Origin of the sequence: Streptomyces sp. NRRL S-37, assembly GCF_000721605.1 — a bacterium.
In the GTDB taxonomy this organism is placed as follows: domain Bacteria; phylum Actinomycetota; class Actinomycetes; order Streptomycetales; family Streptomycetaceae; genus Streptomyces.
This window is the reverse complement of the sequence record NZ_JOIZ01000001.1, coordinates 99,633-126,592: the sequence shown is the minus strand read 5'-3', so window position 1 is coordinate 126,592 and position 26,960 is coordinate 99,633. Positions and strand designations below refer to the sequence as shown.

26 protein-coding genes are annotated in these 26,960 nt (G+C 71.6%); 9 read left to right on the top strand and 17 right to left on the bottom strand.

Annotated elements, in window-relative coordinates; all coding sequences use genetic code 11:
- Positions 1-93: 93 nt before the first annotated feature.
- Entirely contained in the window at positions 94-1,227 is a 1,134-nt protein-coding gene (locus IH50_RS0100550) for an ATP-grasp domain-containing protein (protein ID WP_030856042.1), read from the bottom strand.
- Between the two features lie 239 nt (positions 1,228-1,466).
- Between IH50_RS0100550 and IH50_RS0100545 the strand changes: the two genes are divergently transcribed.
- Both IH50_RS0100545 and IH50_RS0100540 read left to right on the top strand, forming a co-directional pair.
- The gene (locus tag IH50_RS0100545; RefSeq protein ID WP_030856040.1) at positions 1,467-2,324 is read left to right on the top strand and encodes a metallophosphoesterase family protein; all 858 of its coding nucleotides are present in this window, start codon (positions 1,467-1,469) and stop codon (positions 2,322-2,324) included.
- Complete coding sequence (locus IH50_RS0100540; RefSeq protein ID WP_030856039.1) at positions 2,321-2,998, top strand: 4'-phosphopantetheinyl transferase family protein; 678 nt, start codon at positions 2,321-2,323, stop codon at positions 2,996-2,998. The genes IH50_RS0100545 and IH50_RS0100540 overlap by 4 nt, the downstream gene beginning before the upstream one ends.
- A 12-nt stretch (positions 2,999-3,010) precedes the next feature.
- On the opposite strand, the gene IH50_RS0100535 is transcribed toward IH50_RS0100540, so the two are convergent.
- Together IH50_RS0100535 and IH50_RS0100530 are read right to left on the bottom strand one after the other, a co-directional pair.
- Complete coding sequence (locus IH50_RS0100535) at positions 3,011-3,247, bottom strand: hypothetical protein (protein WP_030856037.1); 237 nt, start codon at positions 3,245-3,247, stop codon at positions 3,011-3,013.
- Between the two features lie 466 nt (positions 3,248-3,713).
- Positions 3,714-4,370: a helix-turn-helix domain-containing protein gene (locus IH50_RS0100530; protein ID WP_030856036.1), complete on the bottom strand. Its 657-nt coding sequence runs from the start codon at positions 4,368-4,370 to the stop codon at positions 3,714-3,716.
- 223 nt (positions 4,371-4,593) lie between these two features.
- On the opposite strand from IH50_RS0100530, the gene IH50_RS0100525 reads away from it, so the two are divergent.
- The 7 genes from IH50_RS0100525 to IH50_RS0100495 all read left to right on the top strand — a co-directional run bounded on the left by IH50_RS0100525 (position 4,594) and on the right by IH50_RS0100495 (position 13,664).
- Positions 4,594-5,253, top strand: a complete 660-nt coding sequence (locus IH50_RS0100525) for a hypothetical protein (RefSeq protein WP_030856034.1) — start codon at positions 4,594-4,596, stop codon at positions 5,251-5,253.
- 290 nt (positions 5,254-5,543) lie between these two features.
- Positions 5,544-6,542, top strand: a complete 999-nt coding sequence (locus IH50_RS0100520; protein ID WP_030856032.1) for a LacI family DNA-binding transcriptional regulator — start codon at positions 5,544-5,546, stop codon at positions 6,540-6,542.
- A gap of 136 nt (positions 6,543-6,678) precedes the next feature.
- The gene (locus IH50_RS0100515) at positions 6,679-8,022 is read left to right on the top strand and encodes an ABC transporter substrate-binding protein (RefSeq protein WP_030856029.1); all 1,344 of its coding nucleotides are present in this window, start codon (positions 6,679-6,681) and stop codon (positions 8,020-8,022) included.
- A gap of 3 nt (positions 8,023-8,025) precedes the next feature.
- Entirely contained in the window at positions 8,026-8,979 is a 954-nt protein-coding gene (locus IH50_RS0100510) for a carbohydrate ABC transporter permease (protein WP_030856026.1), read from the top strand.
- Positions 8,976-9,842: a carbohydrate ABC transporter permease gene (locus IH50_RS0100505; protein WP_030856024.1), complete on the top strand. Its 867-nt coding sequence runs from the start codon at positions 8,976-8,978 to the stop codon at positions 9,840-9,842. Before IH50_RS0100510 ends, IH50_RS0100505 begins: the two co-directional genes overlap by 4 nt.
- A gap of 37 nt (positions 9,843-9,879) precedes the next feature.
- Positions 9,880-11,463, top strand: a complete 1,584-nt coding sequence (locus IH50_RS0100500) for a glycoside hydrolase family 13 protein (RefSeq protein WP_030856021.1) — start codon at positions 9,880-9,882, stop codon at positions 11,461-11,463.
- A 62-nt stretch (positions 11,464-11,525) separates the two neighbouring features.
- Positions 11,526-13,664 carry a discoidin domain-containing protein gene (locus IH50_RS0100495; RefSeq protein ID WP_420708977.1) on the top strand — a complete coding sequence of 713 codons (2,139 nt, stop codon included), beginning with the start codon at positions 11,526-11,528 and terminating at the stop codon, positions 13,662-13,664.
- Here the strand turns inward: IH50_RS0100495 and IH50_RS0100490 are convergent.
- The 14 genes from IH50_RS0100490 to IH50_RS0100425 form a co-directional block, all read right to left on the bottom strand.
- Complete coding sequence (locus tag IH50_RS0100490; protein WP_051767113.1) at positions 13,636-14,439, bottom strand: ABC transporter ATP-binding protein; 804 nt, start codon at positions 14,437-14,439, stop codon at positions 13,636-13,638. The two genes, IH50_RS0100495 and IH50_RS0100490, sit on opposite strands and share 29 nt — an antisense overlap.
- Positions 14,440-14,459: 20 nt before the next feature.
- Positions 14,460-15,239 carry an ABC transporter permease gene (locus IH50_RS0100485; RefSeq protein ID WP_030856013.1) on the bottom strand — a complete coding sequence of 260 codons (780 nt, stop codon included), beginning with the start codon at positions 15,237-15,239 and terminating at the stop codon, positions 14,460-14,462.
- Positions 15,236-16,009 (bottom strand): ABC transporter permease, encoded by a 774-nt coding sequence (locus IH50_RS0100480; RefSeq protein ID WP_030856011.1) that lies wholly within the window; start codon positions 16,007-16,009, stop codon positions 15,236-15,238. Before IH50_RS0100480 ends, IH50_RS0100485 begins: the two co-directional genes overlap by 4 nt.
- Positions 16,006-16,977, bottom strand: a complete 972-nt coding sequence (locus IH50_RS0100475) for an ABC transporter substrate-binding protein (protein ID WP_030856009.1) — start codon at positions 16,975-16,977, stop codon at positions 16,006-16,008. Before IH50_RS0100475 ends, IH50_RS0100480 begins: the two co-directional genes overlap by 4 nt.
- A 145-nt stretch (positions 16,978-17,122) precedes the next feature.
- Positions 17,123-18,061, bottom strand: coding sequence for a PDR/VanB family oxidoreductase (locus tag IH50_RS0100470; RefSeq protein WP_030856007.1), 939 nt, complete (start codon positions 18,059-18,061; stop codon positions 17,123-17,125).
- Positions 18,058-18,231: a hypothetical protein gene (locus IH50_RS41910; protein WP_199822025.1), complete on the bottom strand. Its 174-nt coding sequence runs from the start codon at positions 18,229-18,231 to the stop codon at positions 18,058-18,060. Before IH50_RS41910 ends, IH50_RS0100470 begins: the two co-directional genes overlap by 4 nt.
- The gene (locus IH50_RS0100460; protein ID WP_030856001.1) at positions 18,228-19,298 is read right to left on the bottom strand and encodes an aromatic ring-hydroxylating dioxygenase subunit alpha; all 1,071 of its coding nucleotides are present in this window, start codon (positions 19,296-19,298) and stop codon (positions 18,228-18,230) included. Before IH50_RS0100460 ends, IH50_RS41910 begins: the two co-directional genes overlap by 4 nt.
- A 186-nt stretch (positions 19,299-19,484) precedes the next feature.
- Complete coding sequence (locus IH50_RS0100455; RefSeq protein WP_030855999.1) at positions 19,485-20,591, bottom strand: aliphatic sulfonate ABC transporter substrate-binding protein; 1,107 nt, start codon at positions 20,589-20,591, stop codon at positions 19,485-19,487.
- Between the two features lie 183 nt (positions 20,592-20,774).
- Complete coding sequence (locus IH50_RS43435; protein ID WP_420708976.1) at positions 20,775-20,876, bottom strand: putative leader peptide; 102 nt, start codon at positions 20,874-20,876, stop codon at positions 20,775-20,777.
- 139 nt (positions 20,877-21,015) lie between these two features.
- Positions 21,016-21,474, bottom strand: a complete 459-nt coding sequence (locus IH50_RS0100445; protein WP_030855997.1) for an RrF2 family transcriptional regulator — start codon at positions 21,472-21,474, stop codon at positions 21,016-21,018.
- Between the two features lie 138 nt (positions 21,475-21,612).
- A complete protein-coding gene (locus tag IH50_RS0100440) occupies positions 21,613-22,842 on the bottom strand; it encodes an acyl-CoA dehydrogenase family protein (RefSeq protein ID WP_030855995.1) in 1,230 nt (409 codons plus the stop codon).
- Between the two features lie 13 nt (positions 22,843-22,855).
- Complete coding sequence (locus tag IH50_RS0100435) at positions 22,856-23,407, bottom strand: winged helix-turn-helix domain-containing protein (protein WP_030855993.1); 552 nt, start codon at positions 23,405-23,407, stop codon at positions 22,856-22,858.
- Positions 23,408-23,676: 269 nt separating this feature from the next.
- Entirely contained in the window at positions 23,677-25,644 is a 1,968-nt protein-coding gene (locus tag IH50_RS0100430) for an FAD/NAD(P)-binding protein (protein ID WP_051767112.1), read from the bottom strand.
- Positions 25,641-26,648: an amino acid ABC transporter permease gene (locus IH50_RS0100425; RefSeq protein WP_030855988.1), complete on the bottom strand. Its 1,008-nt coding sequence runs from the start codon at positions 26,646-26,648 to the stop codon at positions 25,641-25,643. Before IH50_RS0100425 ends, IH50_RS0100430 begins: the two co-directional genes overlap by 4 nt.
- Positions 26,649-26,960 lie beyond the last annotated feature (312 nt).

The following is a 26,960-nucleotide window of genomic DNA, read 5'->3' as shown; positions in this document are numbered from 1 at the left end:
CCCCCCCGGCGGCTTCCCCAAGTCGCCTTCACCATCAAGAGCACGTGGTCCGGCCCCTGATACACCCCCGGCGGAAATTCCCCGAAAAAATTTCTACGCGCGTGCCCCGGTCGCCGTCCGCGGCTCCACGGGCGCGGCCTGAGCCGGTACGGCACCCAGCGCGGGCGCGGCCGTGGGCACGTCGGCACGCTGCTGCGGCAACGTCACCGGCAGCAGCGGACGCGGACCCGACACCACCGTGTAGTCCTGGGCCAGGAACGGCGGCGCCAGCTCGCCCGGGTCCTCGCCGAGCGCCAGCCGCACGGCGGCCCACGGGGCGTTCACCCCGCACAGCGACAACTGGTGCAGCCCGCCCGCCGGCCGGGTGTTGACGTCCATGAGCACGGGCCGCTCGCCCAGCATCCGGAACTGGATGTTGGACAGATAGTGCAGTCCGAAGCCCTCCGCGATCCGCCGGGCCGGCTCCAGCCACCGCTCGTGCAGCGTGAAGCCCCTGCGCCGGCCGTTCTTGGTGCGCCCCACCGCCAGCCGGATCCGGTTGTCGGTGCCGGTGAGACAGTCCACCGACACCTCGGGCTGTTCCAGCCGGGGCATCACCAGCCAGTCCACCGGCTCGTCGGCCTCCCGCAGGGCGTCCAGCACCAGGCCGAGCGGCACATACGGGCTCGGGAAGCCGCCCAACTGGGTGAGCGAGAAGGGCGCGCGAGTGATCACGCGGAAGCCCACCCCGCCCGCGCCGGACGCGGGCTTGAAACAGGCCCGGTATCCGCCCGCCTCCAACTCGTCGACAGCCGCGACGAGTTCGTCCGCGCTACGGACCCGCCACCACGGCGGTACGGGAACCCCGATCGCCTGGACCGCCTCATAGGCGATCACCTTGTCGTGGAACACGGCCACCGCCTCGGGCGGCGGCGCCAGCAGCGCCGTACCGACCGCCTCGAACTCGGCGCGGTGCGCGACGATCGCCGCCTGGTGCAGCCGGGGCACGAACACGTCGATGCCGCGCCGCTCGCACTGGGCGAGCGCGTACTCGACGTACGCCGCCGGGGACAGCCCCTCGGGTTCGAGTTCGGCGGTGTCGGCGGCGGCCAGCACGGGGGAGTCGGGGTCGCCGTGGGTGGCGTGGATCTCGACGGCCCGGTCGCCGGGATTTCTCCGCAGCTGATCCATGAAGAACACGTTCTCCGCGTACGTGCGGTTGAGCCAGACGCGTACGCGAGAGACCATGCAGGCCGCCTTCCGAGGGTCGCGGGCAGGGGTAAGTGACCCGTTGCCCGGGCAGGTGTGTGGAGGGTCACCTAACCGCCCTGGGCACAGGACGTTTCACGGCGGTGGTGATGGGGCAGATCATAGGGCTTCGAGAGCCGTTCCCGTACCACACCCGAGTGAGGGTCGTGCTTGTTCCGGCGGCACGGATGTGATCTTCTTCGGGAAGGCGGGTCCGACGGCTGGAGGGGAGACGGGTGATGTCGGGGACAGACGGCGGCAAACAGCTGTGGGCCATCAGCGACCTGCACATCAGCTACGCCGAGAACCGTGCCCTGGTCGACGGCATGCGGCCCGAGTCGGACGAGGACTGGCTGATCGTGGCCGGTGACGTCGCGGATACCGTGGAGGACATCCACTGGGCCCTCAAGACCCTGGCCGGCCGGTTCGCCAAGGTCGTCTGGGCGCCCGGAAACCACGAGCTGTGGACCCATCCGAGCGACTCGGTCACCCTGCGCGGCGTCGCCCGCTACGGCCATCTGGTCGAGCAGTGCCGCGACCTCGGGGTGATCACACCCGAGGACCCCTACCCCGTCTGGGACGGCCCCGGCGGCCCGGTCGCCGTCGCACCGCTGTTCCTGCTGTACGACTACTCGTTCCTGCCGCCCGGGTGCGCCACCAAGGACGAGGGACTGAAGTACGCCCACGGCACCGGGGTCGTCTGCACCGACGAAATGCTGCTGCACCCCGACCCGTACCCGAGCCGGGAGGCCTGGTGCCGGGCCCGGGTCGCCGAGACCGAACGCCGGCTGGCCGAGGTGCCGGACGGACTGCCGCTCGTCCTGGTCAACCACTGGCCGCTGCACCGCCATCCGACGGAGGTCCTGTGGTACCCCGAGTTCGCCATGTGGTGCGGCACCGTGCTCACCGACGACTGGCACCGGCGGTTCCCCGTCCACACCATGGTCTACGGCCATCTGCACATCCCCCGGTCCACCCGGCAGGACGGTGTCCGCTTCGAGGAGGTCTCGGTGGGCTATCCGCGTGAATGGCGCAAGCGGAAAGAGCCGCCGGGGCGGCTGCGCCGGATCGTGCCGCGGGAGGGCGAGGGGCGATGATCGAGGAACTGCTGCCGCAGACGGTGGTGGCCGTCGAGGCCTACGGCGACGAGGGCGTCGACGCCCCGCTGTATCCCGAGGAGGAGGCGCTGCTGGAGCGCGCCGTCGCCAAGCGCCGCAGGGAGTTCACCGCCGTACGCTCCTGTGCCCGCCGCGCCATGGACAAGCTGGGCGTGCCCGCGCAGCCGGTGCTGCCCGGTGAGCGGGGCGCCCCCGTCTGGCCCGACGGGCTGGCCGGCAGCATGACCCACTGCCAGGGCTACTGTGCCGCCGCCCTGGTGCGCGCCGCCGATCTGGCGTCCCTCGGCATCGACGCGGAGCCTCACGCCCCGCTGCCCGAGGGCGTCCTGTCCTCCGTGGCGCTGCCGCGGGAGGCGGCGCGGATCGGCGCCCTGGCCGGTGAACTGCCCGCCGTGCACTGGGACCGGCTGCTGTTCAGCGCCAAGGAGTCCGTCTACAAGGCGTGGTTCCCGCTCACCGGGAAGTGGCTGGACTTCATGGAGGCCGACCTCGACTTCTTCGCCGACCCCGGCGACCACACCCGCGGCGGCTTCCGGGCCACCCTCCTGGTCCCCGGCCCGCGCGTCGGCACCCGGGTGGTCGACCACTTCACCGGCCGCTGGATCACCGGGAAGGACCTGGTCGCGACGGCGGTCACCGTCCCGCACGGTTAGAGGGCACCCCTCCTACGGCTCGGCGTGCCAGTCGCGCAGCATCCGGAAGAACACCTCCTCGTTGCCGGTCAGGCCCGCCCGGGCCAGGGCGGTCTCCGCCTCGGCGAGCACGGAGGGCGGCACCATCGGGGGCCCGACGGGCCCCGGCGGGCCCGACTGGGCGTCGAGGGCGGCGCGCACCGTGTTCAGCAGCCGCAGATAGGCCTGGACGGCGGTGCGCTCGCGGTCGGTCGGTACGGCGGTGGACATCGCTCGGCTCTCCCCGTGTCGAGATCGGTCACACGTCGCCTCCAGCTTGCCGCCCGCCACTGACAGCCGGGTCCCGCCGGGGGCCGGTTCGCCCGCCCGGCGGGCACACACGCCGGGGCGTGCCCGCCCGGCCCCGTGACCCCGGGCACCCCGGTGACGCCTCGTCCCGCCCCGCGGCCCCGGCTCCGCCGTACCGGTCCGCAGCGGGGTTCCGCCGGGGGCCGGTTCGTCCGCCGGGCTCTGTGACCTCGGGTACCCCGGTGACGCCTCGTCCCGCTTCGCGGTCCCGCTCCCGCCGTGCCGAGTCACAGCCCGCTCGTCGTCCCGGGTGGGAGGAGCGCCGTACGGATCGGCCGCGGTGTCCGCTCACCATCTCGCGCGGAGCCGTGTACGGATCGGCCGGCCGCGCCAGGAAGCGTCGGCTCCGCCGGGAACCCGCCGTACGGGCGGCGCGTCGCCCCCCGGGTCAGGTCCTGGGGCGCTGGACGCTCTCCAGGAGCATGTCCAGCCACTCCGCGACCTTGTCGCGGTGCTGGTCGGTGGGCAGCTGGGCGGCCCGCCAGGCGATCTGGCGCACCCCGTGGTCCCGCAGCAGCCGCTCCAGCGGGTCGTCGGCCGGTGCCGCCGCCGCCCGCTCCCGGTCCGCGAGTTTCTGCAGCAGTTCCTGCTCGGTGTGCTGGAGCGCGCCCGCGAGCGCCTCGGGGTCCTCGGCGGTGAGGAAACCGGCGTGCACCCGGAAGAACCGCTGGATGGCGTCGCAGTGCTCCATGGTCGGGCGCCGGTCACCGTTGATCAGCGCTCCGGCCTGTTGCCGGGACATGCCCGCGCCGTCGGCGATCTCCTGCTGCGTGTACTTGCGGCCGTTCGGCTTCAGCCGGGTGCGGCGCAGCAGGTCCAGCCGCTGCACGAACCGCGCCTGCACATCGGGCTCACCCGCGGACCGGCCGCTCAGCAGCGCCTTGACCACGGACTCGGGGACACCGGAGGCGGCGGACAGCCGGCCGACGTCGAAGACCTCGGTGTGCGCCACACCGAGCCGGTCGGCGAGTGCGGTGACGCGGGCGACGACGGCCGGCAGCGCGGCCGTCGGCGTGGCGTCCGGACCCTCGAAGCCACCCGTCACCGAAAGATCTCCTACGTCTCTCACAGGCTTCTCACAAGCGATTGCCGTGAACCTCACGGAGACTAGCCGTTGCCTCGAACTCACATCCAGGTCTCGCCACAACTGTGGCCAATTTCAGCCGTCGACCGGCATGAAATGCCACGATAGTTGACACGCCTCGCGTGCGGGCAGCAGGATCGGGGCGCCGCGTCAGGGCCGCACAGGCAAGAGGGGTGACCTCCCGATGGCACATCAGGCAGGAGGGCAGCGGCCGGTACCGCGGCCCGTCCCCGGGACTCCCGGGGCCCAGGCCTATCTACGGGACTACGCCGTCCTCCTGGAGGCGGTCCCCTTTCCCTCCTTGGTGGTCGACCACCGCTGGGACGTGCTGCTCACCAACACCGCTTTCCGGACGCTCTTCCAGGGTGTGGAGCCGCACCCCACGGCCCTGCCCGCCGACAACTTCCTCCGGTTCGTCCTCTTCCACCCGGACGCGGCCACGGTGCTCGGCGACCACGAGTCGAGCTGGTGCCTGCCGATGCTGGCCCACTTCGCCGGGACCGTCGAACGGTACGGCCACGACCACGGCCTGGCGGCCATCCGCCGCGACATCGCCCAGGACCCCATCATGGAGGCCGCCTACCGGCACGGACTGCCGCACTGGCTGCGGGCCGTCGGCGAACAGGCCGCCGAACACGACGGCGCCGTACGGCCGTTGCTGCACCCCGACCCGCGCTGGGGCGCCACGGACTGCCGGATCGTCACGGAGACGACCCCGGCCCTCCAGGACATGAACTGCACCCGGCTGACGCTGGTCCTGCGCGAGGCGCGCCGTACCCCGTCCGGGGGGCGAGGGCGCCGCCGCGCCGCCTCCCACCTGAGAGTGGTCCGCTCCACCGGCTGAGGCGGCCCTTCACCGGCGATGTCCGCCCTCTTCCCCCGAACACCGCCCTCTCCGATCCGGGCGGCCGCAGGCCCGGCTACCGTGAGCGGGTCGCGGACGCGCTGCGGGCGGCGCTGATCGCCGAGGAGCATCTGGAGCTGCTCGACGCGCCGCTCGTCCGGGACACGGAGACGGTACGAGCCGTGACGACCTGCCACCTCGGACATGTCCGAGGGCTCCGGGCGGCACACTGACCGGAAATTTGCGTCGCAACGCAAGCCGCTTGCGTTTCTTGCGCTACTCTTGCGTGCATGACGCGACGACTTGCTGTGGTGGCGAAGAAGGTCGGGGTCAGCGAGGCCACGGTCAGCCGGGTGCTCAACGGCAAGCCCGGGGTCTCCGAGGCCACCCGGCAGGCGGTGCTCTCCGCCCTGGACGTGCTCGGCTACGAACGGCCCACCCAGCTCCGCGGTGAGCGCGCCCGGCTGGTCGGCCTGGTCCTGCCCGAGCTGCAGAACCCGATCTTCCCGGCCTTCGCGGAGGTCATCGGCGGCGCGCTGGCCCAGCTCGGTCTCACGCCGGTGCTGTGCACCCAGACGCGGGGCGGTGTCTCCGAGGCGGACTACGTGGACCTGCTGCTCCAGCAGCAGGTGTCCGGCGTGGTGTTCGCCGGCGGCCTGTACGCCCAGGCCGACGCCCCCCACGACCACTACCGGCGGCTCGCCGAGCGCAACATCCCGGTCGTCCTCGTCAACGCGGCCATCGAGCACCTCGGCTTCCCCGCCGTGTCGTGCGACGACGCCGTGGCCGTGGAGCAGGCCTGGCGGCACCTGGCCTCGCTCGGCCACGAGCGCATCGGGCTGGTGCTCGGCCCCGGCGACCACGTGCCCTCGGCCCGTAAGCTGGCCGCCGCCCGCGCGGTCGCCGGCGAGGTGCCCGAAGAGCACGTCGCCCGCGCCATGTTCTCCATCGAGGGCGGTCACGCCGCCGCCTCCCGGCTCATCGACCGGGGCGTCACCGGCTTCATCTGCGCCAGCGACCCCCTCGCCCTCGGTGTCGTACGGGCCGCCCGCCGCAAGGGACTCGACGTCCCCGGACGGATATCCGTCGTCGGTTACGACGACTCGGCGCTGATGAACTGCACCGAGCCCCCGCTCACCACCGTCCGGCAGCCCATCGAGGCCATGGGCAAGGCGGTCGTGGAGCTGCTGAACGCGCAGATCAGCGGCAGCACCGTGGCTCCCGAGGAGCTGCTCTTCGAACCCGAGCTGGTGGTGCGGGGGTCGACCGCCCAGGCGCCTCGTCCCTGAGATCCACTCCGCTGTCGAATAATTTCACATTCTGCGCGACATCTTGCGGACCGATGTCGTCGGTGCTTGAGTGTGCCCCGCCCACCGCTCCTGTTCCGAGGGGTTCACTCACTCCTGTCCCTTAAGGGGTCCACCGATGAGAAACACCGGGATCCGTCGTACCCTCGTCGCGCTAGGCGTCGGCGCGCTCGCGCTCACCGCCTGCGGCTCGGACGGCGACGACACCGCAGGCGGCAAGACCCGCATCACCGTCAACTGCATGCCGCCCAAGAGCGCCAAGGTCGACCGGCGGTTCTTCGAGGAGGACATCGCCGCCTTCGAGAAGAAGAACCCCGGCATCGACGTCGTCCCGCACGACGCCTTCCCGTGCCAGGACCCGAAGACGTTCGACGCCAAACTCGCCGGCGGACAGATGGAGGACGTCTTCTACACGTACTTCACCGACGCCAAGCACGTCGTCGACATCAACCAGGCCGCCGATCTCACCCCGTACGTCAAGGAGTTGAAGAGCTACGACACCATCCAGCAGCAGCTCCGCGACATCTACACCGTCGACGGCAAGGTCTACGGCATCCCGCGCACCGGCTACTCCATGGGCCTGATCTACAACCGGGACCTCTTCGAAAAGGCCGGCCTCGACCCGGACCGGCCGCCCACCACCTGGGCCGAGGTCCGCACCGCCGCCAAGAAGATCACCGCACTCGGCGACGGCACCGTCGGCTACGCCGACTACAGCGCCCAGAACCAGGGCGGCTGGCACTTCACCGCCGAGCTCTACTCCCAGGGCGGCGACGTGGTCAGCGCCGACGGCGAGAAGGCCACCATCGACACCCCCGAGGGCCGTGCCGTGCTCCGGACCCTCCACGACATGCGGTGGAAGGACGAGTCGATGGGCAGCAAGCAACTGCTCGTCATCAACGACGTCCAGCAGATGATGGGCGCCGGCAAACTCGGCATGTACCTCGCCGCCCCCGACAACATCCCCATCCTCGTCAAGGAGAAGGGCGCCGCGTACGAGAACATCGCCCTCGCCCCCATGCCCGGCGGCGAAGGCACCCTCATCGGCGGCGACGGCTACATGTTCCACAAGAACGCCTCACCCGAACAGATCCGCGCCGGCCTCAAGTGGCTCGACCACATGTTCCTCACCCCCGGCGACGGATTCCTCGGCGACTACGCCCGCGCCAAGAAGAACGACGCCCCCGTCGGCCTGCCCGAACCCCGCCTCTTCACCGGCGCCGCCGACGACAAGGACCAGCAGGTCAAGAAGGCCAACGCCAACGTCCCGGTGGAGAACTACCAGGCCTTCCTCGACGGCAATCAGCAACTGGAGATGAAGATCGAGCCGCCGCACGCCCAGCAGCTCTACTCCGTCCTCGACGGTGTCGTCTCCGCCGTCCTCACCCAGGAGGACGCGGACATCGACCGGCTCCTCGAGGACGCCTCCGGCAAGATCGACGGCATCCTGGCCCGGAGCTGACCGGTGACGAAGACGGTTGAACGGCCGCCCGCGGCCCCGCGGATCCGACCGGTGAAGGCGCCGTCCCCGGCAGGGGACCGGAGACGGCGCCGCCTCACCGACCACCTGCGCGCCTACGGCTTCCTCGCCGGCGGACTCGCCTGCTTCGCCCTGTTCTCCTGGTACCCGGCGATCCGCGCCGTCGTGATCGCCTTCCAGAAGTACACGCCGGGCTCCGACCCCGAATGGGTCGGCACCACCAACTTCACCCAGGTCCTGAACGACCCCGAGTTCGGCGCCGCCTGGCGCAACACGCTCACCTTCACCCTGCTCGCCCTGCTGATCGGCTTCGCGATCCCCTTCGTCCTGGCCCTCGTGCTCAACGAACTGCGGCACGCCAAGGCCTTCTTCCGGGTCGTCGTCTACCTGCCGGTGATGATCCCGCCGGTGGTCAGCGCCCTGCTGTGGAAGTGGTTCTACGATCCTGGCGCCGGCCTCGCCAACGAGGCGCTGCGCTTCCTCCACCTGCCCACCTCGAACTGGTCCAACGGCGCCGACACCGCACTGATCTCCCTGGTCATCGTCGCCACCTGGGCCAACATGGGCGGCACCGTCCTCATCTACCTCGCCGCCCTGCAGTCCATCCCCGGCGAGCTGTACGAGGCCGCCGAACTCGACGGCGCGGGCCTGCTCCAGCGCATCCGCCATGTGACGGTCCCGCAGACCAGGTTCGTCATCCTCATGCTGATGCTGCTCCAGATCATCGCCACCATGCAGGTGTTCACCGAACCCTTCGTGATCACCGGCGGCGGCCCCGAGAACGCCACCGTGACCGTCCTCTACCTCATCTACAAGTACGCCTTCCTCTACAACGACTTCGGCGGCGCCTGCGCGCTGAGCGTGATGCTCCTCGCCCTGCTCGGCGCGTTCTCCGCCGTCTACCTCCGTCTCACCCGCTCCGGAGAGGAGGCCGCATGAGCAGCACCACCCGCACCCTCGTCTCCCCGGCCGTGCTGGCCCGCCCGCGCGGCAGGGCCGTCTACTGGACCGTGTTCACCGGCGTCGTCGTGCTGTTCGCGCTCGCCTTCCTCTTCCCCGTCTACTGGATGGCGAGCGGCGCGATGAAGTCACCGGACGAGGTGGCGCGCACCCCGCCCACCCTCGTCCCGGAGAGCTGGAGCACCAGCGGCTACACCGACGCCTGGGAGCTGATGGAGCTGCCCACCCACCTGTGGAACACGGTGGTGCAGGCGGCCGGCGCCTGGCTGTTCCAACTGGTGTTCTGCACGGCCGCCGCCTACGCCCTGTCCAGGCTCCGGCCCGCCTTCGGCACGCTGATCCTCGGCGGCATCCTCGCCACCCTGATGGTCCCGGCGCAGGCCCTCGTCGTACCGAAGTACCTGACCGTGGCCGACCTCGGCCTGCTCAACGACCCTCTCGCCATCTGGCTGCCTGCCGTCGCCAACGCCTTCAACCTCTACCTGCTCAAGCGGTTCTTCGACCAACTGCCCAGGGACGTGCTCGAAGCCGCCGAGATGGACGGCGCCGGGAAGCTGCGCACCCTGTGGTCGGTCGTGCTGCCCATGTCACGGCCCGTGCTCGGCGTGGTGTCGATCTTCGCCCTGGTCGCCGTGTGGCAGGACTTCCTGTGGCCGCTGATGGTCTTCTCCGACACGGACAAGCAGCCGATCAGCGTGGCCCTCGTGCAGTTGTCGCAGAACATCCAGCTCACCGTGCTCATCGCCGCGATGGTGATCGCCAGCATCCCCATGGTCGCGCTGTTCCTCGTCTTCCAGCGGCACATCATCGCCGGCATCAGCGCGGGCAGCACCAAGGGCTGACACCGCACCTCATCCGCACAAGAGAAAGGCACGCACCGTGGGACAGCCCACCCCTGCCCCGAACGACGACTGGTGGCGCTCCGCCGTCATCTACCAGGTGTACGTCCGCAGCTTCGCCGACGGCGACGGCGACGGCACCGGAGACCTCGCCGGCGTCCGCGCCAGACTGCCGTACCTCGCCGGACTCGGCGTGGACGCCCTGTGGTTCAACCCCTGGTACCTGTCCCCGATGAAGGACGGCGGCTACGACGTCGCCGACTACCGGACGATCGACCCGGCCTTCGGCACCCTCGCCGAAGCCGAGAAACTCATCGCCGAGGCACGGCACCTGGGCATCCGCACGATCGTCGACATCGTGCCGAACCACGTCTCCGACCAGCACCCCTGGTTCCGGGCCGCGCTCGCCGGCGGCCCCGAGCGGGAACTGTTCCACTTCCGCCCCGGCCGCGGCGAGCACGGTGAACTCCCCCCGAACGACTGGAAGTCCGAGTTCGGCGGCCCCGCCTGGAGCAGACTGGACGACGGCGACTGGTACCTCCACCTGTTCGCCCCCGAGCAGCCCGACCTCAACTGGGCCCATCCCGCCGTCCGCCAGGAGCACGAGGACATCCTGCGTTTCTGGTTCGAGCGGGGAGTGGCCGGCGTCCGCATCGACTCCGCCGCCCTGCTGGTGAAGGACCCCCGGCTGCCCGACTTCGTCGAGGGCCGCGACCCGCACCCCTATGTCGACCGCGGCGAACTCCACGACGTCTACCGCGCCTGGCGGGCCGTCGCCGACGAGTACGGAGGCGTCTTCGTCGGCGAGGTCTGGCTCCCCGACACCGAACGCTTCGCCCGCTACCTGCGCCCCGACGAACTGCACACCGCGTTCAACTTCTCCTTCATGACCTGCCCCTGGGACGCGGCCCGCCTGCGCACCTCCATCGAGGACACCCTCGCCGAACACGCGCCGGTCGGCGCCCCCGCCACCTGGGTGCTGTGCAACCACGACGTCACCCGCACCGTCACCCGCTACGGCCGCGCCGACACCGGCTTCGACTTCGCCGCCAAGGCCTTCGGCACCCCGACCGACCTCGCCCTCGGCACCCGCCGGGCCCGCGCCGCCGCCCTGCTCTCCCTCGCCCTGCCCGGCGCGGTCTACGTCTACCAGGGCGAGGAACTCGGACTGCCCGAGGCCGACATCCCCCTCGACCGCATCGAGGACCCCATGCACGCCCGTTCCGGCGGCACCGACCCCGGCCGCGACGGGTGCAGGGTGCCACTGCCGTGGACGGCCGGCGCACCGCACGCCGGGTTCGGCGGCGAACCGTGGCTGCCGCAGCCCGCCGGCTGGGCCTCGTACGCGGCCGACCGGCAGAAGGGGGACCCCGGCTCGATGCTCGCCCTCTACCGTGAGGCGATCCGGCTGCGCCCCGTCCTCGGCGACGGCCCGCTCACCTGGCTGCCCGCCGCCGACGGCGTCCTCGCCTTCAGCCGCGCCGACGGCGGCGTCCTCTGCGTGGTCAACCTCGCGGACACGCCCGTCGACCTCCCCGCCCACACCGCTCTGCTCCTCGGCAGCGGCCCCCTGGACCCCGACGGACGACTGCCGAAGGACACCGCGGTCTGGTTGCGCGGCTAGCTTTCCCTGCCCCCACCACGAAGGGACCAGCACACATGAGCACCGGATCCACTGTCAGGAGCATGCCAGCCATCGGTACGGTCGTCGCCGTCGCCGCCGGCATGCTCGTCGCCCTCGCGCCCGCCCCCGCCCACGCCGCGGCGGGCGCCACCCTCCCCTTCACCTCCGTCGAGGCCGAGGCGGCCACCGGCACCGGCACCAGGATCGGACCCGACCACACCCAGGGCACCCTCGCCTCCGAGGCCTCCGGCCGCCAGGCGGTGCGCCTCACCGCCGGGCAGCGCGTGGAGTTCACCGTGCCCCGCGCGGCCAACGCCGTGAACGTCGCCTACAGCGTCCCCGACGGCCAGTCCGGCAGCCTCGCCGTCCACGTCAACGGCCAGAGACTCGCCCAGAGCCTCCCCGTCACCTCCAAGTACTCCTATGTCGACACCCCCTGGATCGCCGGCGCCAGGACCCACCACCTCTACGACAACACCCGCATGCTGCTCGGACGCGACCTCCAGGCCGGTGACAAGGTCGCCGTGGAGGCCACCGGCGTCCAGGTCACCGTCGACGTCGCCGACTTCGAGCAGGTCGCCGGCCCCGCCGCCAAACCCTCCGGCGCCGTCTCCGTCACCGACCACGGCGCCGACCCGAGCGGACAGGGCGACTCCACGCAGGCCTTCCGGTCCGCGATCGCCGCCGCCCGGGGCGGCACCGTCTGGATCCCACCGGGGGAGTACCGGCTCACCTCCTCCCTCAACGGCGTCCAGAACGTCACGATCCGGGGCGCCGGAAGCTGGCACTCGATCGTGCGCGGCTCCCGCTTCATCGACCAGACCGGCTCCGCCGGGAACGTCCACCTCAAGGACTTCGCCGTCATCGGCGAGGTCACCGAACGCGTCGACTCCAGCCCCGACAACTTCGTCAACGGCTCCCTCGGCCCGAACTCCACCGTCTCCGGCATGTGGCTCCAGCACCTCAAGGTCGGCCTCTGGCTGACCGGTACCAACGACAACCTCGTCGTCGAGAACAACCGCTTCCTCGACATGACCGCGGACGGCCTCAACCTCAACGGCAACGCGCGCGGAGTGAAGGTCCGCAACAACTTCCTGCGCAACCAGGGCGACGACGCGCTCGCCATGTGGTCGCTGAACGCCCCCGACGTGAACAGCAGCTTCGAGAACAACACCATCTCGCAGCCGAACCTCGCCAACGGCATCGCGATCTACGGCGGCACCGACATCACCGTACGGAACAACCTGATCTCCGACACCAACGCCCTCGGCAGCGGTATCGCCATCTCCAACCAGAAGTTCCTCGACCCCTTCCACCCGCTGTCCGGCACCATCACCGTCGACGGCAACACCCTCGTGCGCACCGGCGCCATGAACCCCAACTGGAACCACCCGATGGGCGCCCTGCGCGTCGACTCCTACGACAGCGCCATCGAGGCACAGGTGCGGATCACCGACACGACCGTCATCGACAGTCCCTACAGCGCCTTCGAGTTCGTCTCGGGCAGCGGACGCGGACACGCCGCGAAGAACATCACCGTCGACGGCGCCACCGTGAACAAGGTGGGCACGGTCGTCGTCCAGGCGGAGACCCAGGGGGCCGCCACCTTCCGCGACGTGACGGCGACCGGCGTCGGCTCGGCCGGCGTCTACAACTGCCCCTACCCGTCCGGCTCCGGCACCTTCACCGTCACCGACGGCGGCGGCAACTCCGGCTGGGGCAGCACCTGGTCCGACTGCACCACCTGGCCCCAGCCCGGCCAGGGCAACCCCGACCCCGACCCGGACCGCAACCTCGCCCAGGGCCGCCCGGCCACCGCCACCGGCTCCCAGGACGTCTACACCCCCGGCAAGGCGGTCGACGGGGACGCCGACAGCTACTGGGAGTCGGCCAACCACGCCTTCCCGCAGTCCCTCACGGTCGACCTCGGCTCCCGGCAGCCGGTACGCCGGCTGGTGCTGAAACTGCCCCCGCAGGCCGCGTGGGGAGCCCGCACCCAGACCCTGTCCGTGCAGGGCAGCGCCGACGGCTCGGCGTACTCGACGGTGGTCGCCTCGAAGGACTACCGCTTCGACCCGGCCACCGGCAACACGGTGACCATCCCGGTCACCGGCGACCTCCGCTACGTCCGGCTGCACGTCACCGGCAACACCGGCTGGCCGGCGGCCCAGTTCAGTGAAGTGGAGGCGTATCTTTCCTGACCGTGCCGGCTCCGCGCTTCGCCGCCTGGATCCGCTCGTACACATGGGTCCGCAGCTCGGCGAAGCGCGGCGCCACGCGGGTGCTCAACTGGTCCCGCTCGGCCGGCAGATCGACCTTCAGCTGCTCCTGTACGACGGTGGGGGAGGCCGACAGCACGATCACCCGCTCGCCCAGGTACACCGCCTCGTCGATGTCATGGGTGACGAACAGGACCGTGATCCCGCGCTCCCGCCACAACCGCCGTACCAGGTCCTCCAGATCGGCGCGGGTCTGCGCGTCGACCGCCGCGAACGGCTCGTCCATCAGCAGCACCTCGGGCTCGTACGCCAGCGCCCGCGCGATCGCCACCCGCTGCTGCATACCGCCCGAGAGCTGCCACGGGTACGCCCCGGCCGCGTCCGCGAGCCCCACCGAGGCGAGGGCGTCCGCGACCAGCTCACGGCGCCGCGCCTTGCCCAGGTCCTTCTGCTTCAGCGGGAGTCCGACGTTCTGCCCGACCCGCATCCACGGGAACAGGCTGCGCCCGTACTCCTGGAACACGAACGCCATCCCGGGCGGCGGACCGTCCACCCTCCGCCCGGCCAGGAACACCTCACCGGCCGTCGGTTCGAGCAGCCCGCCCACGCACTTCAGCAGTGTCGTCTTGCCACAGCCGGACGGGCCGACCAGGCAGACCAGTTCACCGGCCGCCACCGTGAAGGTCAGGTCGCGCACCGCCTCGACGTGCCGCCCCGCACCCTCGTACACCTTCCGCAGACCGCGTACGTCGAGCATCGACCGCCCTTTCGCGAGATTCACCGGGACCGCCGGGCGGCGGCGCGCAGACCGTGGTACCAGCCGAGCACCCGCCGCTCGACCAGCTGGAAGAGGACCGAGAGGACGAAGCCGAGCAGACCGAGCAGCAGGATGCCGGTCCACATGTCCGGGATCGCGAAGGAGCGCTGGAACTGCACGACGGTGAAACCGAGACCGTTGCTGGCGGCGAACATCTCGCTGATCACCATCAGGATGATCCCGATCGACAGCGCCTGCCGCAGCCCCGCGAAGATCTGCGGGCTCGCCGAGGGCAGCACCACGTCCTTCAGACGGGTGACGCCCCTGATGCCGTACGAGCGGGCCGTCTCGGCCATCACCGCGTCGACCGCCCGCACGCCCTCGACGGTGTTGAGCAGCACCGGCCAGACACAGCCGCTCGCGATGACGACGATCTTCATCGTGTCGCCGATGCCCGCGAACAGCATGATCACCGGCACCAGCACCGGCGGCGGCACCGCCCGCAGGAACTCGAGCACCGGCTCGCACACCGCCCGCACCCTCCGGTACGAGCCGATCAGCGTGCCGAGCGCGACACCGACGACGGCCGCCAGGGCGTAGCCCGCCGCCAGCCGCAGCACGCTGGGCAGCACGTCACCGCGCCACCGCTCACCGGTCCACACCTCCGGGAAGGTCTCCAGGATGGTGCGCAGCGGCGGCCAGTACACGTCCTCGCTGCCGGCCGAGGACACCCACCACACCGCCACCAGCACCAGCGGCAGCGCGAACACGAACACCAGCCGCAGCAGCAGCCGCCTCACACCGCCACCTCCCCGCGCACCGACTGGTGCCAGGCCAGCGCCCGCCGCTCCACCGACCGGGCCCCGACGTTGATCAGCAGCCCGAGTACACCGGTGACGACGATCAGCGCGTACATCTCGGGCACCGCCTGCGAGGTCTGCGCCACCGCGATCCGCGCGCCCAGCCCCGGCGCGCCGATGACGAGTTCGGCGGTGACGGCGAGGATCAGCGCGACCGCCGCCGCCAGCCGCACCCCGGTCATCACATACGGCAGCGCGGTCGGCCACAGCACATGCCGGACCCGGGCCCAGGTGCCGAGCCCGTACGACCGTGCCGTCTCCTCGGCGACCGGGTCGACGTCCTGGACGCCGTACAGGACCTGGATCAGCACCTGCCAGAAGGAGGCGTACACGACGAGGAGCAGCACCGACTCCAGTCCGGTGCCGTACAGCAGCACCGCCAGCGGGATCAGCGCGACCGACGGGATGGGGCGCAGGAACTCGACCGTGGACGCCGTCGCCTCGCGCAGATACGGCACCACCGACAGGACCACCCCGGCGACGATCCCCGCGCCGGCCGCGATCGCCAGACCCAGCGCCCAGCCGGTGAGGGTGTCACCCAGCGCGGTCCAGAAGGCGCCGTCCGCGAGCTCCGTGCCGAGGGCGTCGGCGATCCGGGTGACCGGCGGGAAGTAGTCCTCCTCGACCAGGCCGAGCCGCGGCACCGCCTCCGCGAGCAGGAGAAAGGCCGCGAGCCCGGCCGCGCCGAGCGCGGCGTCGGCTCCCCTCACGGCAGCAGCTCGTCCAGGTCCGGATTCTGCTTGAACAGCCCGTCCTCGGCGCCCAGTTCCGCCAGTTCCTCGATGGAGGCGCGGTTCGGCTCGGCCGGCCACTTCGGCAGGGTCACCTTCGCCAGCACGTCGGCCGGGATCTTCGTGTACGTGGTGACGATCTCGCGCACCTCGTCGGGGTGGGAGTCGGCGTAGGCGAGGGACTCGGCGGTGGCCTCCTGGAACTTCTTCACCGTCTCCGGGTTCTCCTGGGCGTACTTGACGGAGGTGAAGTACATGGCGACGGTGAGCTCCGGAGCGATGTCGATCATGGGGGAGGCGATCTCGCGGCCGCCCTGGCTCTTGATCGTGGCCAGTGCCGGCTCCACCACCATCGCCGCGTCGATCCGCCCGCCGTCGAGCGCGGCCGGCATCTGGTCGAAGGCCAGCTCGACCAGCTCCACCTTGTCGGGGTCGCCGCCCGCCTTGCGCACCGAGGCGCGCACCGCGGTCTCGTTGATGTTCTTCAGGGTGTTGATGGCGACCTTCCTGCCCTCCAGCTCCTTCGCCGACCTGATGGGGCTGTCGTCCTTGACGGTGAGCGCCTCGAAGTCCTTGCCCACCACACCGGTCGAGGCGATGCCGTTCGCCACCGCCTTCACCGGCACGTTGTTGGACCGGGCGATCATCAGCGAGGTCATGTTGGAGAACCCGAACGCGAACTGGCCGCTGGCCACGCCGGGCACGATGGCGGCGCCGCCCTGCGCGCTGGAGAACTCGAGCTTCAGCCCGCGCTCGCTGAAGAATCCCTTCTTCTGGCCCAGGTACAGGGGCGCCACGTCGACGATGGGGATCAGCCCCACCGTCACGCTGGTGGTGCCGCCGGACGAGCCGGCTCCGTCCGACCCACCGGAGTCGGAGGAGCCGCAGGCCGTCGCGGCGGTCAGGACGGACAGGGCCGTGAGGCCGATGAGCAGACGACGACGCATGACTGTGACCCCCGCGGTGGGACCGGACCGGATGCTCCGACAGGCTGTGCGCAGAGAGAACGAACGTGCCGATCGGGAACGTATGGCCCGTGCCGAGACAAGGTCAATCCCCGTACGCGGTCCAATAATTGACAATCGCCGCGGATCACAGGTCCAGTACGAGCCGCCGCCCACGGCACCGGGACACACAGATGAGCATGGTCTCCCCGGCCGCCCGCTCCGCCTCGGTGAGCACCGAGTCGCGGTGGTCCGGCTCGCCCTCCAGCACCTCGGTCTCACAGGTGCCGCAGGTGCCCTCGGCACAGGAGTGGAGCACCTCGACCCCGGCCCCGCGCACCGCGTCCAGGACGGAGACGTCCGGCGCGACGGTGAGCGTCCGGCCGCTGCGGGCCAGGACGACCTCGAACGCGCGGTCCACGCCGGTGTCCCGCTCCCGCGGCCGGAACCGCTCCACGCGCAGTGCTCCGGCCGGGCACCGCTCCTCGACCGCGTCGAGCAGCGGACCGGGACCGCAGCAGTAGACGAGGGCGCCCTCCGGAAGGCCGTCCAGCACCGGGGCGAGGTCCAGCAACCCGGCCTCGTCCTCGGGGACGAGCGTGACCCGCTTCCCGTAACGGGCCAGCTCCCCGGTGAACGCCATGGAGGCCCGGGTGCGTCCGCCGTACAGCAGCGTCCAGTCGGCGCCCGCCGCCTCGGCCGCGGCCAGCATCGGCAGCACGGGGGTGATGCCGATGCCGCCCGCGACGAAGCGGTAACGTCCGGCGGGCTCCAGCCGGAAGTGGTTGCGGGGTCCGCGCGCCCGTACCCTGTCGCCCGGCCGCACCCGCTCGTGTACGTACGCGGAGCCGCCCCTGCCGTCCGTCTCGCGCAGGACGGCGATCCGCCAGCGGTCCCGGTCGGCCGGGTCCCCGCACAGCGAGTACTGCCGCTCCAGCTCCGGTCCGAGCACCAGGTCGATGTGCGCGCCCGGCTCCCAGCCGGGCAGCTCCGCGCCCGACGGGTGCCGCAGGGTGAGGACGAGCACGCCGTCGGCCGCCGGCTCCCGCCGCTCCACGACGAGTCCGACGTCGTCGTACGAGGTCATGCACCGGCTCCCCGCGGCTCGTGCCCCCACGGGTGCGCGAGCATCCACTCCCACATCTCGACCGGGTCCTGCGCGGTGTGCTCGCGCCCGCAGTGACAGGTGCCGTGCAGCAGATCGGTGCCCGGCAGCCAGTCGACGCGGTAGACCTCGCCGGTGCTGCGCCCGCTCATCGGACCCTCTCCACGGGCTTGTTCCCCTCCTCCACCAGCCGGGCGAGGATACGGCGGGCGGCCAGACCGCCGGTGTCGATGTTGATGCTCAGCTCCTGGTAGCCGGCGCGTTCGGTGCCGAGAGAGCGCTGGAGCAGGTTGAGCGCGTCGACGTCCTGCATGACGACCGTGTGGTTGTTGCTCCGCAGGAACTCGCTCACCTCGGTGTCGTCGGTGGCCCAGTCCCGCGAGACCGCCCAGAAGTCGTACACCTTGCCGTCGGCGGACGGCGTGATGGCGTACGTGATCTCGGTGTGGAAGCCGCCCGGGTCGCTGCCGTCCGGCTCGGGCAGCACACCCACCGGCGCGATCCTGCTGTGCAGCAGATACAGGCACGGCGCGTGGTACTCGATGTCCTGCCAGCGGGTGATCCGCCCCTCGATCCCGGTCGACCGGGCGTAGAACGGCGGGCACGCGGCGTCGTCCATGTGCCGGCTCACCCGTACGATCCCGGCGCCCTCGTCGACCTCGGTGGTGATCGGTGTCTCCGCGACCTCGGGGGTGCCGATGTAACCGCCGTGCAGATAGGTCTCGTGGGAGAGGTCGAGGAGGTTGTCGACGAGCAGCCCGTGGTCGCAGTCGACGGGCTCCATGCCCCGCACGGTCACCCAGCCGGGGGAGTCCAGGTGCCGGGCCCGCGGAATGCTCCCCGCGTCGGCGAGCGCCGGGTCGCCGATCCACACCCACACCAGCGAGTCCTGCTCGACGACGGGGTAGGAGGCGACGCGCGCGGTGCGCGGCACCCGCTTCTGCCCCGGCACGTACACGCACGTGCCGGTGGTGTCGTAGGTGAACCCGTGGTACCCGCACACGATCCGGTCGCCGTCGAGCCGCGTCGGCGCCTCGGAGAGCGGGTAACGACGGTGCACACACCGGTCGTTGAGCACGACCGGACTTCCGTCGCCTTCGGTGCGGTAGAGCACGAGCGGCTCCCCGAGCACCGTCCGGCCGAGCAGCTCCCGGCCCACCTCGTGACGGTAGGCGGCGACGTACCACTGGTTCCTGGCGAAGGCGGTGATGTGCGGCATGACGGCCCCGTCCCTGTCGGCGGGGCGTCCTCACCCCGCGTTCCGTGGTCGGATTCAGGGTCCTGTCGGCCGCGACCACCGGGCAAGGAGGCTTCCGTCCGGCGGAAGCGCTCCGGTGAAAGGGCCGGCCGTGCCGTCGTCGTGGCCATGACCGTCGTCTCCCGGAGCGCTTCGGCGCGGTGGTCGTCACTCGGCGCCGAGACCGGCGTCGTCGACCTCCTCCTTGCCCTCGGCCCGGAGGACCTTGTTGAGCGGTCCGAGGTCGTAGATGCCCTTCAGGTCGGGCTTCTCCAGCAGGCCGGCCTTGACCGCGTGGTCCGCCTGGGCGTCGAGGGTCGAGGCCAGCGGGTCGTCGAGGAAGGTGATCGACTTCCAGGCCGGGTCGATGACGTCGGCGGGCAGTTCCTTGCCCGACAGTTCCTTCAGCGCCGCGTTGGCGGACGCCTTGGCCTTGTCCGGGTTGGCGTTGATCCACTCGTTGGTGTTCACCGAACCGCGCAGCACGGCCTCGACGACGTCCGGGTGCTCCTTCAGGAACTTCTGCGACACGATGATGTTCGTGATCACGAACTTCTTGTCCGGCCACAGGTCGGCCTCGTCGAGGAGCACCTCGGCACCCTGGGAGACCAGCTTGGACGCGGTCGGCTCGGGTACCCAGGCGCCGTCGATGGAGCCGGACTTGTAGGCGTCCGGTGTGACCTTGTTGTCCGTGCGGACGACGGAGACGTCACCGGCGCCGCTCGCCGCGTCGACCTTCCAGCCCTTCTCCGCGATCCAGTTGAGGAACGCCACGTCCTGGGTGTTGCCGAGCTGGGGCGTGGCGATCTTCTTGCCCTTGAGGTCGTCCGTGGTCTTGATCTTGTCCGGGTCGACCACGAGCTTCACGCCGCCGGAGGCGGAACCGCCGATGATGCGCAGGTTCCTGCCGTTCGACTTGGTGTAGCCGTTGATGGCGGGGGAGGGGCCGATCCAGCCGATGTCGATGGACCCGGCGTTGAGCGCCTCGATCTCGGAGGGTCCTGCGTTGAAGGTCGAGGCCTTGATCTCGGTGCCGCCGAGCTCCTTCTGGAGCAGACCCTCCTGGACGCCCACCAGGGCGGTGGCGTGCGTGAGGTTGGGGAAGTAGCCGATCCTCACCTCGCCGGCGGAGAGCTTCTCGGCGCCCGCCGCGACCTCGGCCCGCTTGTCGTCGTCGGCGGCGTCGGAACCGTAGCCGCAGGCGGTGAGCAGGAGGGGGAACGCCGCCGCGGCGGCGAGGATGCGCAGGGTGGTGAGCGGTCTTGCGGCAGACACGGAGGTGTCCTCTCGGGGAAGAAGCCGATCAGGGAGGTGAGGAAACGCGAGGTGAGAGCGCGTGGACGTGCGCGGGCGCCCCGTCCGAAGGCCGTCGGCGGCGGGAACGCCGTCGCGGGCCCGGGAGCGGAGATGTGCGCGGGCGGGTGGCGCCGTCGGCTGACGGGCGCTCCGCGGGCGGTCTCAGACGGGCCGACAGAGGGCGCTGGACGTGCGGCCGAGGTCGATGTGACGGCGCGAGGTCAGCAGGAGGAATGACAGGTCCGCGCGGCCGAGCGTTCTCATGGCCACCCCCACGGATTCCTAGTTTTCCTACCTGGTTGATAGGGATCGTGGCAGAAGACGGCGTCCGTCCCAAGGGGGTGCTCACATGGCGGACGCGCTCATCTCGCCTGTCGGGATCCCGGGTTGACGGCCCGATGCCTCAGGGATTCCCCCAGGCCTTCGGGGCGTCGGTCAGTGCGGCCACGTCGTCGGGCAGCCGGGCCGACGCGACGTCGGCGAGCGACACGCCCTCGAGGATCTCGCGCACATTGGACCGCAGCGCGATCCACAGGGGGAGCAGCGACTCGGCGGGGCCGGTGTAGGACAGGTCCGGCGGGCGGACCCCCCGCACCGAGACCAGCGGTCCGTCCACGGCGCGGATGACGTCGGCGATGCTGATGGACGCGGCGGGCCTGGCCAGCCGGTAGCCGCCGTTGCCGCCGCGCCGGCTGAGCACGAGACTGCCCCGGCGCATGTCGTTCAGGATGCTTTCGAGGAACTTGTGCGGGATGTCCTGGGCGTCGGCGATGGCCTCGGCCTTCAGTGGCCCGTCGTCCGGTGACGCGGCGAGCTGCAGCGCGGCACGTACCGCGTAGTCCGCCCTGGCTGAGATCCGCATGCGTCCCATTATCCCGTACGGCTCCGGCCGTCCTCCACGGGTGACCACCGTCCGTACCGGTTCCGGCGGCCTCCGCGGTGGGCCGGCCGGCCCCGGCGCGCGGGGTGCGGATGCGGCTCCGAACCTACCGCCGCGGGGTCAGGAGGGCAGGACGAACGGAGGGTGGGCGCCGTTGAGGAAGTAGTCCCCGACCTCGCGGAGCCGTTGGCCGACGGGCTCGTACAGGGTGTGGGTCCGGGCGTCGCGCCAGAAGCGGTCCAGGCCCAGCCGCGCGGAGGCGGAGCGGGGGCCGATGATGTCGAGGGCGCGGGTGGTGGACTCCCGCGCGGCTCTGGAGGCGGCGGCCTCGGCCATGGCCACGAGGGCGGAGGTGCCCGCGTACGCGTCGTAGGTGAGGTCCTCGCCGAGTGCCAGCGCGCCCTGTACGGCCTCCACCGCCTGATCGGCGAGGGCGGACGCGGAGCGGGTGAGGACGGTGAGTTCCCCGTAGACGGTCAGCACCTCCGGGTCGTGGGGAGCGCCGGCCGACCAGGGGAGGTGCCAGGGTGCCCGGCCCGTCCCGCCGTACTCACGGGTCTCGGCGAGCACCCCCTCGGCCAGGCCCAGAAGGAGCTGGACGGAGACGAGGTGCCCGGCCGGCGACGCCAGGGCGGCCCGGGGTGACGGGAAGTCCTCGTCCGCGGGAAGGGGACCGAGCACGTCGTCGTCGGTGACCGGTACGCCGTCGAACGCCACACTGCCGCCGGCCGCGAGCCGCTGCCCGAAGGTGTCGATGTCGGCGTCGACCCGGACGCCGTGCCGGGTGGGATCCACCACGACGGCGAGTGGTTCACCCGTGTCCTCCCGTACGGCGCGCACGGCGAGGCGGTCGGCGACCAGGACCCCGGTGGTGTAGCTCTGCCGGCCGCCGAGCGCCAGGCCGCGGGAGGTCCTGACCAGCGTCAGGGGAGGATCCTGACGGGCGAAGCCGCCGCCCCAGCACCATCCCTCGGCCGCGGACCGCTCCTCCGTCCGTGCCGCCAGGGCGGGCACGGCGAAGAACCGGGCGCTCCACGACAGGAAGTAGTGACAGCCGAGCAGCTGCCCGATCGCGCCGTCGGCCGCGGCGACCTCCCGGACGACCGCGTAGGCCGTGGGCCAGTCCGCGCCGCCTCCTCCGGACCCGGCCGGCGCCAGGAGCGTCAGCAGCCCCGCCTCGCGCAGCCGGGACACCTCGTCGAACGGGGGCTTGCCCGCCTGTTCCCTGGTCACCGTGTCCGTGGCCAGGTCGTCGGCCGCCTCGCGGGCCACCCGCAGCCAGTGCGCGTGGCCGGGCCCGGTCCGGTCGGCCGGCGAGGGGGGAGGGGGCGGCGCTGAGACGGCCTTCACGGACGTGGTCTCCTCAAGGTCGGCCGCGGAGCGCGGCGTCGGGCACGTACTTGTAGCCCACGCGCCGCACGGTGACGATCCGGTGCCGGTGGACCTCGCCGAGCTTGCGGCGCAGGCGGGCGATGTGGACGTCCACGGTGCGGCCGTCGCCGACGTGGGCGTAGCCCCAGACGGCGGACACCAGCCGATCGCGCGCGTGCACGTGGTGGGGATGGCGGACGAGATGCGCCAGCAGCGCGAACTCCAGGTAGGTGAGGTCGAGTTCGCGTCCGTCGACCTCGGCGGAACGACGTGCGGTGTCGATGCGGACGACGTCGTCCCCCGCCTGCCGGACGGGGTTCGGGGCCGCGGCGGTGACCGGCCGGATCTCGGGGCGCGGCCTGTCCTTGACGAAGAGTTCGGCGGGATCGGTGCCCTCGGGGACGAGCAGGAGGTAACCGACGAGCGGCGCGGGCGTGTGTTTCCCGGTGCCGTTTTGTGCGGCGTCGCCCACCAGGCGAAGACGGCGCGCGTCGGGAAGGAACCGGTCGTCCGGAGCGGTCGGGGTCGGAAGTGCCGTGGTCATGGCGATTGTCCCTCGGATGTGTGTCGGGCCGTCAGGCGCCGTGAGCGGCTTGCCTGATCACCTGCGAAACGGGGAGCGGAGCGGCACGGGCGAGCGGGCGGGCCGTGCCTTACGCGCGACAGCAGGCGGCGCTGACGACGTGACCGAAGTCGACATGCCGACGACGAACGAGTCGTTGCTGCTTACGGGACATGCTCATCATGCTGTGCGTCCGAGCCGGACACCGTCAATGCTTTCCTAGTAATTCGATAGGGAAAATAGGGAAGATCTCACACTGTGAGAGGGCGTCCGTCCCCCGGACGTGTCGCCGTCTTGGCCCCGGTGGTGCCCAGGGCGCGCAGGAGCGCGCGGGCGACCGCGTCGTTCTGGCGGAACCCGGGGGAATCGGTGCGGGGGCGGGCGAAGGCCGCGACGGCCCGGCTGTTGGTGAGGGCGACGCGGCGGGGGTGGGGGCCGCCGAGGGCGGGGTCGACGAGGCGGCCGTCGGCGGGGGAGACGGTCAGCAGGCCGGAGCGGTGGGTGTGGGCGGGGTCGGCGACGACCTCCTCGGCGAGCGCGCCCCGACGGTACAGGTCGCGCAGGAGCGGGTCCTCGGTGCGGTCGAGGGAGGCGCCGGGCAGGTACGCCTCGATCAGGGCCGTGGCGTGGAGGGAACGGCCGGGGACGGTGGGGCTGGTGGCGGTGAACGTGCCCGTGGACTCGTCGGTGCCGATCCGGATGTCCGCGCCGACGAAGTGGACGACGCCGGCCCGGGACAGCGCGAGGAGCTGGCGCAGGCGGAAGCCGGGCGGGCCGGAGGCGAGGAAGCTGAAGAAGCCGTGCCACCAGCCGTCGAGGCCGTCGGCCGTGGAGCGGGCGGTGAGCCGGCCGGCGGCGACGAGGCGCGGCAGCTGGCCGTAGACGGAGAGCAGGGCGAGGAACGCCCCGAGGTCGGCGCTGAACTCCGGGTCCTCGCGGCGGGCGACGTCCTGGGCGATGTGGTGGCGCAGATGCTCCTGGAAGGCGTCCGGCGTGGGGAAGGACAGGCCGTCCAGGGGGCGGTCGAGGGCCTCGAAGTCCAGCCGGTCCGCCGGGTCGGGAACGGCCTCGGCGACGAGGGCGGCCATGGCGTCGGAGTACCAGTCGAGGTGTTCGTAGGCGGCGGCGAAGTCGGGCCAGGACAGGGCCGTGCGTTCGGGATGCGCGTGGAACAGCTCGTGGTAGTGGCCGAAGCCGATCTCCTTGGCCATCAGCGGCCACACGTCGCGGCGCAGGTCCAGCGGGCGGGCCCCGGCGAGCAGGGCGTCGACCGCGTCGGGGCCGAAGTAGCGGGGCAGGGCGGGCCGGGGGCCCTGGAGGCGGTAGCGGGTTTTCGAGTGGTACGGCACTCCGCGCCGGGACCCGACGTGCAGGACGGGCTCGCGGCCGGAAGGCAGGTAGGTGAGGGTGCCGTCGGGCTCGGTGCGGTAGGAGCCGCCGCGGCCCTCGGTGAGCAGGGTCACCAGGTCGACGAAGGCCAGCCCGAAGCCGCGCAGGATCACGTGTTCACCGGGCCGCAGCCCGGACAGGTCGGTGTCGGCGGAGAAGTCCGGCGGGAGGTGGAAGCGGCCGTGGCGGCGGGCGAAGGCGGCGTGGCCGCGGTGCTCGGCGGCGGGGGCCGAGCCGAGGTGTCCCTGGGCGAGGACCACCAGGTCGGCGGTGAGCGGTGTGGTGCGGCCGGCCAGGCGCACGTGCTGCGGGCCGTCCGGCGGGCCGGTGACGGCGGTCGCCGTGGCGCGGTGCCACTCGACGGTGACGGAGGGCGGCAGTTCGGTCAGCACCCTGCGGAACACCCAGTCCAGGTAGGCGCTCTGGGCGCGGCGGGTGGGGAAGTCGGTCCCGTCCAGGGCGCGCAGTTCGGCGAGCACGCCGGGATCCGCGGGCTCGGTGTACGGCGCGTGACGCGGCCCCCTGCCGGAGAACTGGGCGGCCCACTCGGCGAGGGAAGGACCCGGCCGTACGGGGCCGTCGATCGTGGAGGACTCGTCGGTGAACATGGTGACGTCCTCGGCCATGGAGTTCATCCGCAGCAGCGGTGACTGCGCGTGCCGCCAGATCCGGCCGGGTCCGGGCGGGTGCGGATCCACCAGGTGGATGTGCAACTTCCTTTCTTCGTCCCAGAGTTCGGGGGCGTTGGCCGCGATGCGCTCCAGCAGGCCGGTGGCGCGCGGACCCGCCCCGACGACGACCAGGACGGCTGCGGAGGGGGTGCTGCTCACCGGTCACCGCCGATCACGGGACGGGCGTCGGGGGCCGCCGACGCGCTCAACCGGGCGCATACGGCGGACAGGTGACCGCGCAGCCGCCGCAGCGGGGTGGGCGGCAGCGCACGGGAGCCGCCCCGCGCGTAGTACCGCTCGACGTAGTACTGACCCACGCCGAGCACGCTGGTGACCGCGACGTACCAGAGCGTCGCGACCATCAGCAGCGGGATGACCTGGTAGGTCTGGTTGTAGACCAGCTGCACCGAGTACAGCAGGTCGTGCACGGCCAGCACGCTGACGATGCTGGTGCCCTTGAGGGTGCCGATCAGCATGTTCCCGGCGGTCGGCACGATGGAGCGCATCGCCTGGGGGATGACGACCCGGCGCAGGGTGCGGCGCCTGCTCAGTCCGAGCGCCTGGGCGGCCTCGGTCTGGCCGGCGTCGACGGAGAGGATGCCGCCGCGCACCACCTCGGCGGCGTAGGCGGTCTCGTGCAGGGTGAGGCCGATGACGGCGGTGAGGGTGGGGCCGAGCAGGTTCACCGTCTCGACGGTGACGAACTCCGGGCCGAACGGGATGCCGAAGCCGAGCGTCGGGTACAGGGCGCCGATGTTGAACCAGAACAGCAGCTGCACCAGCAGCGGCGTGGACCGGAAGACCCACACGTAGCCCCAGCTCAGCGTGCGCAGCACCGGGTTGCCCGACAGCCGCATCACCGCGAGCCCGGTGCCGAGCAGGAAACCGAGCACCATCACCGCTCCGGTCAGCCACAGGGTGAGCGCCAGCCCGTCGAGCACGGCGGGAGTGGTGAAGTACCGCCCCACCACGCCCCATTGGAAAGCCTGGTTGCGGACGACCGAGTTGAGCACCATGGCGAACACCAGCAGCGCGGCCGCGGCGGTCACCCACCGGCCGATGTGCCGGCGCGGCACGATCCGCGGCAGGCCGGGCCCGGGGGCGCCCACTGGTTCCGGGGGGTGCGGGGCAGGGAGGGACGTGACGTCGGAAGGTGTGACCATCGGGAGGCTCTCCGGGGGAGGGAATCGCAGGCGTGGGTGACCACCCGGTGACAGCCGGGGGAGAACGCGACGGCGCGGGCGCTGCGCGGACACGGGGCGGCCGGGGTTCGACGACGTCACATGCGCCGCGTCCCTCAACGCGGCCGGAAGGGCCGCCGCGCGGGGCGGGGCCGGTCCGTCGTCGATCGTATGTGCCCCTGGCACGGATGTGTCAACAACGCCGGGGGAGAGACAGGCCGATGAGGCGCCCGGCATCCGGGCACCGCTTGACGAACAGCGGGATGTCCTGCTCAATGGACCGCATGACCGCCC

What these genes read in the sequence shown, in the direction of transcription:
- IH50_RS0100435 (WP_030855993.1), bottom strand. Translation starts at nt 23,407, where the DNA reads ATGACCACGGCACTTCCGACCCCGACCGCTCCGGACGACCGGTTCCTT.
- IH50_RS0100525 (WP_030856034.1), top strand. Translation starts at nt 4,594, where the DNA reads ATGGCACATCAGGCAGGAGGGCAGCGGCCGGTACCGCGGCCCGTCCCC.
- IH50_RS0100460 (WP_030856001.1), bottom strand. Translation starts at nt 19,298, where the DNA reads ATGCCGCACATCACCGCCTTCGCCAGGAACCAGTGGTACGTCGCCGCC.
- IH50_RS0100470 (WP_030856007.1), bottom strand. Translation starts at nt 18,061, where the DNA reads ATGACCTCGTACGACGACGTCGGACTCGTCGTGGAGCGGCGGGAGCCG.
- IH50_RS41910 (WP_199822025.1), bottom strand. Translation starts at nt 18,231, where the DNA reads ATGAGCGGGCGCAGCACCGGCGAGGTCTACCGCGTCGACTGGCTGCCG.
- IH50_RS0100445 (WP_030855997.1), bottom strand. Translation starts at nt 21,474, where the DNA reads ATGCGGATCTCAGCCAGGGCGGACTACGCGGTACGTGCCGCGCTGCAG.
- IH50_RS0100540 (WP_030856039.1), top strand. Translation starts at nt 2,321, where the DNA reads ATGATCGAGGAACTGCTGCCGCAGACGGTGGTGGCCGTCGAGGCCTAC.
- IH50_RS0100545 (WP_030856040.1), top strand. Translation starts at nt 1,467, where the DNA reads ATGTCGGGGACAGACGGCGGCAAACAGCTGTGGGCCATCAGCGACCTG.
- IH50_RS0100490 (WP_051767113.1), bottom strand. Translation starts at nt 14,439, where the DNA reads ATGCTCGACGTACGCGGTCTGCGGAAGGTGTACGAGGGTGCGGGGCGG.
- IH50_RS0100505 (WP_030856024.1), top strand. Translation starts at nt 8,976, where the DNA reads ATGAGCAGCACCACCCGCACCCTCGTCTCCCCGGCCGTGCTGGCCCGC.
- IH50_RS0100475 (WP_030856009.1), bottom strand. Translation starts at nt 16,977, where the DNA reads ATGCGTCGTCGTCTGCTCATCGGCCTCACGGCCCTGTCCGTCCTGACC.
- IH50_RS0100425 (WP_030855988.1), bottom strand. Translation starts at nt 26,648, where the DNA reads ATGGTCACACCTTCCGACGTCACGTCCCTCCCTGCCCCGCACCCCCCG.
- IH50_RS0100495 (WP_420708977.1), top strand. Translation starts at nt 11,526, where the DNA reads ATGCCAGCCATCGGTACGGTCGTCGCCGTCGCCGCCGGCATGCTCGTC.
- IH50_RS0100550 (WP_030856042.1), bottom strand. Translation starts at nt 1,227, where the DNA reads ATGGTCTCTCGCGTACGCGTCTGGCTCAACCGCACGTACGCGGAGAAC.
- IH50_RS43435 (WP_420708976.1), bottom strand. Translation starts at nt 20,876, where the DNA reads ATGAGAACGCTCGGCCGCGCGGACCTGTCATTCCTCCTGCTGACCTCG.
- IH50_RS0100515 (WP_030856029.1), top strand. Translation starts at nt 6,679, where the DNA reads ATGAGAAACACCGGGATCCGTCGTACCCTCGTCGCGCTAGGCGTCGGC.
- IH50_RS0100520 (WP_030856032.1), top strand. Translation starts at nt 5,544, where the DNA reads ATGACGCGACGACTTGCTGTGGTGGCGAAGAAGGTCGGGGTCAGCGAG.
- IH50_RS0100535 (WP_030856037.1), bottom strand. Translation starts at nt 3,247, where the DNA reads ATGTCCACCGCCGTACCGACCGACCGCGAGCGCACCGCCGTCCAGGCC.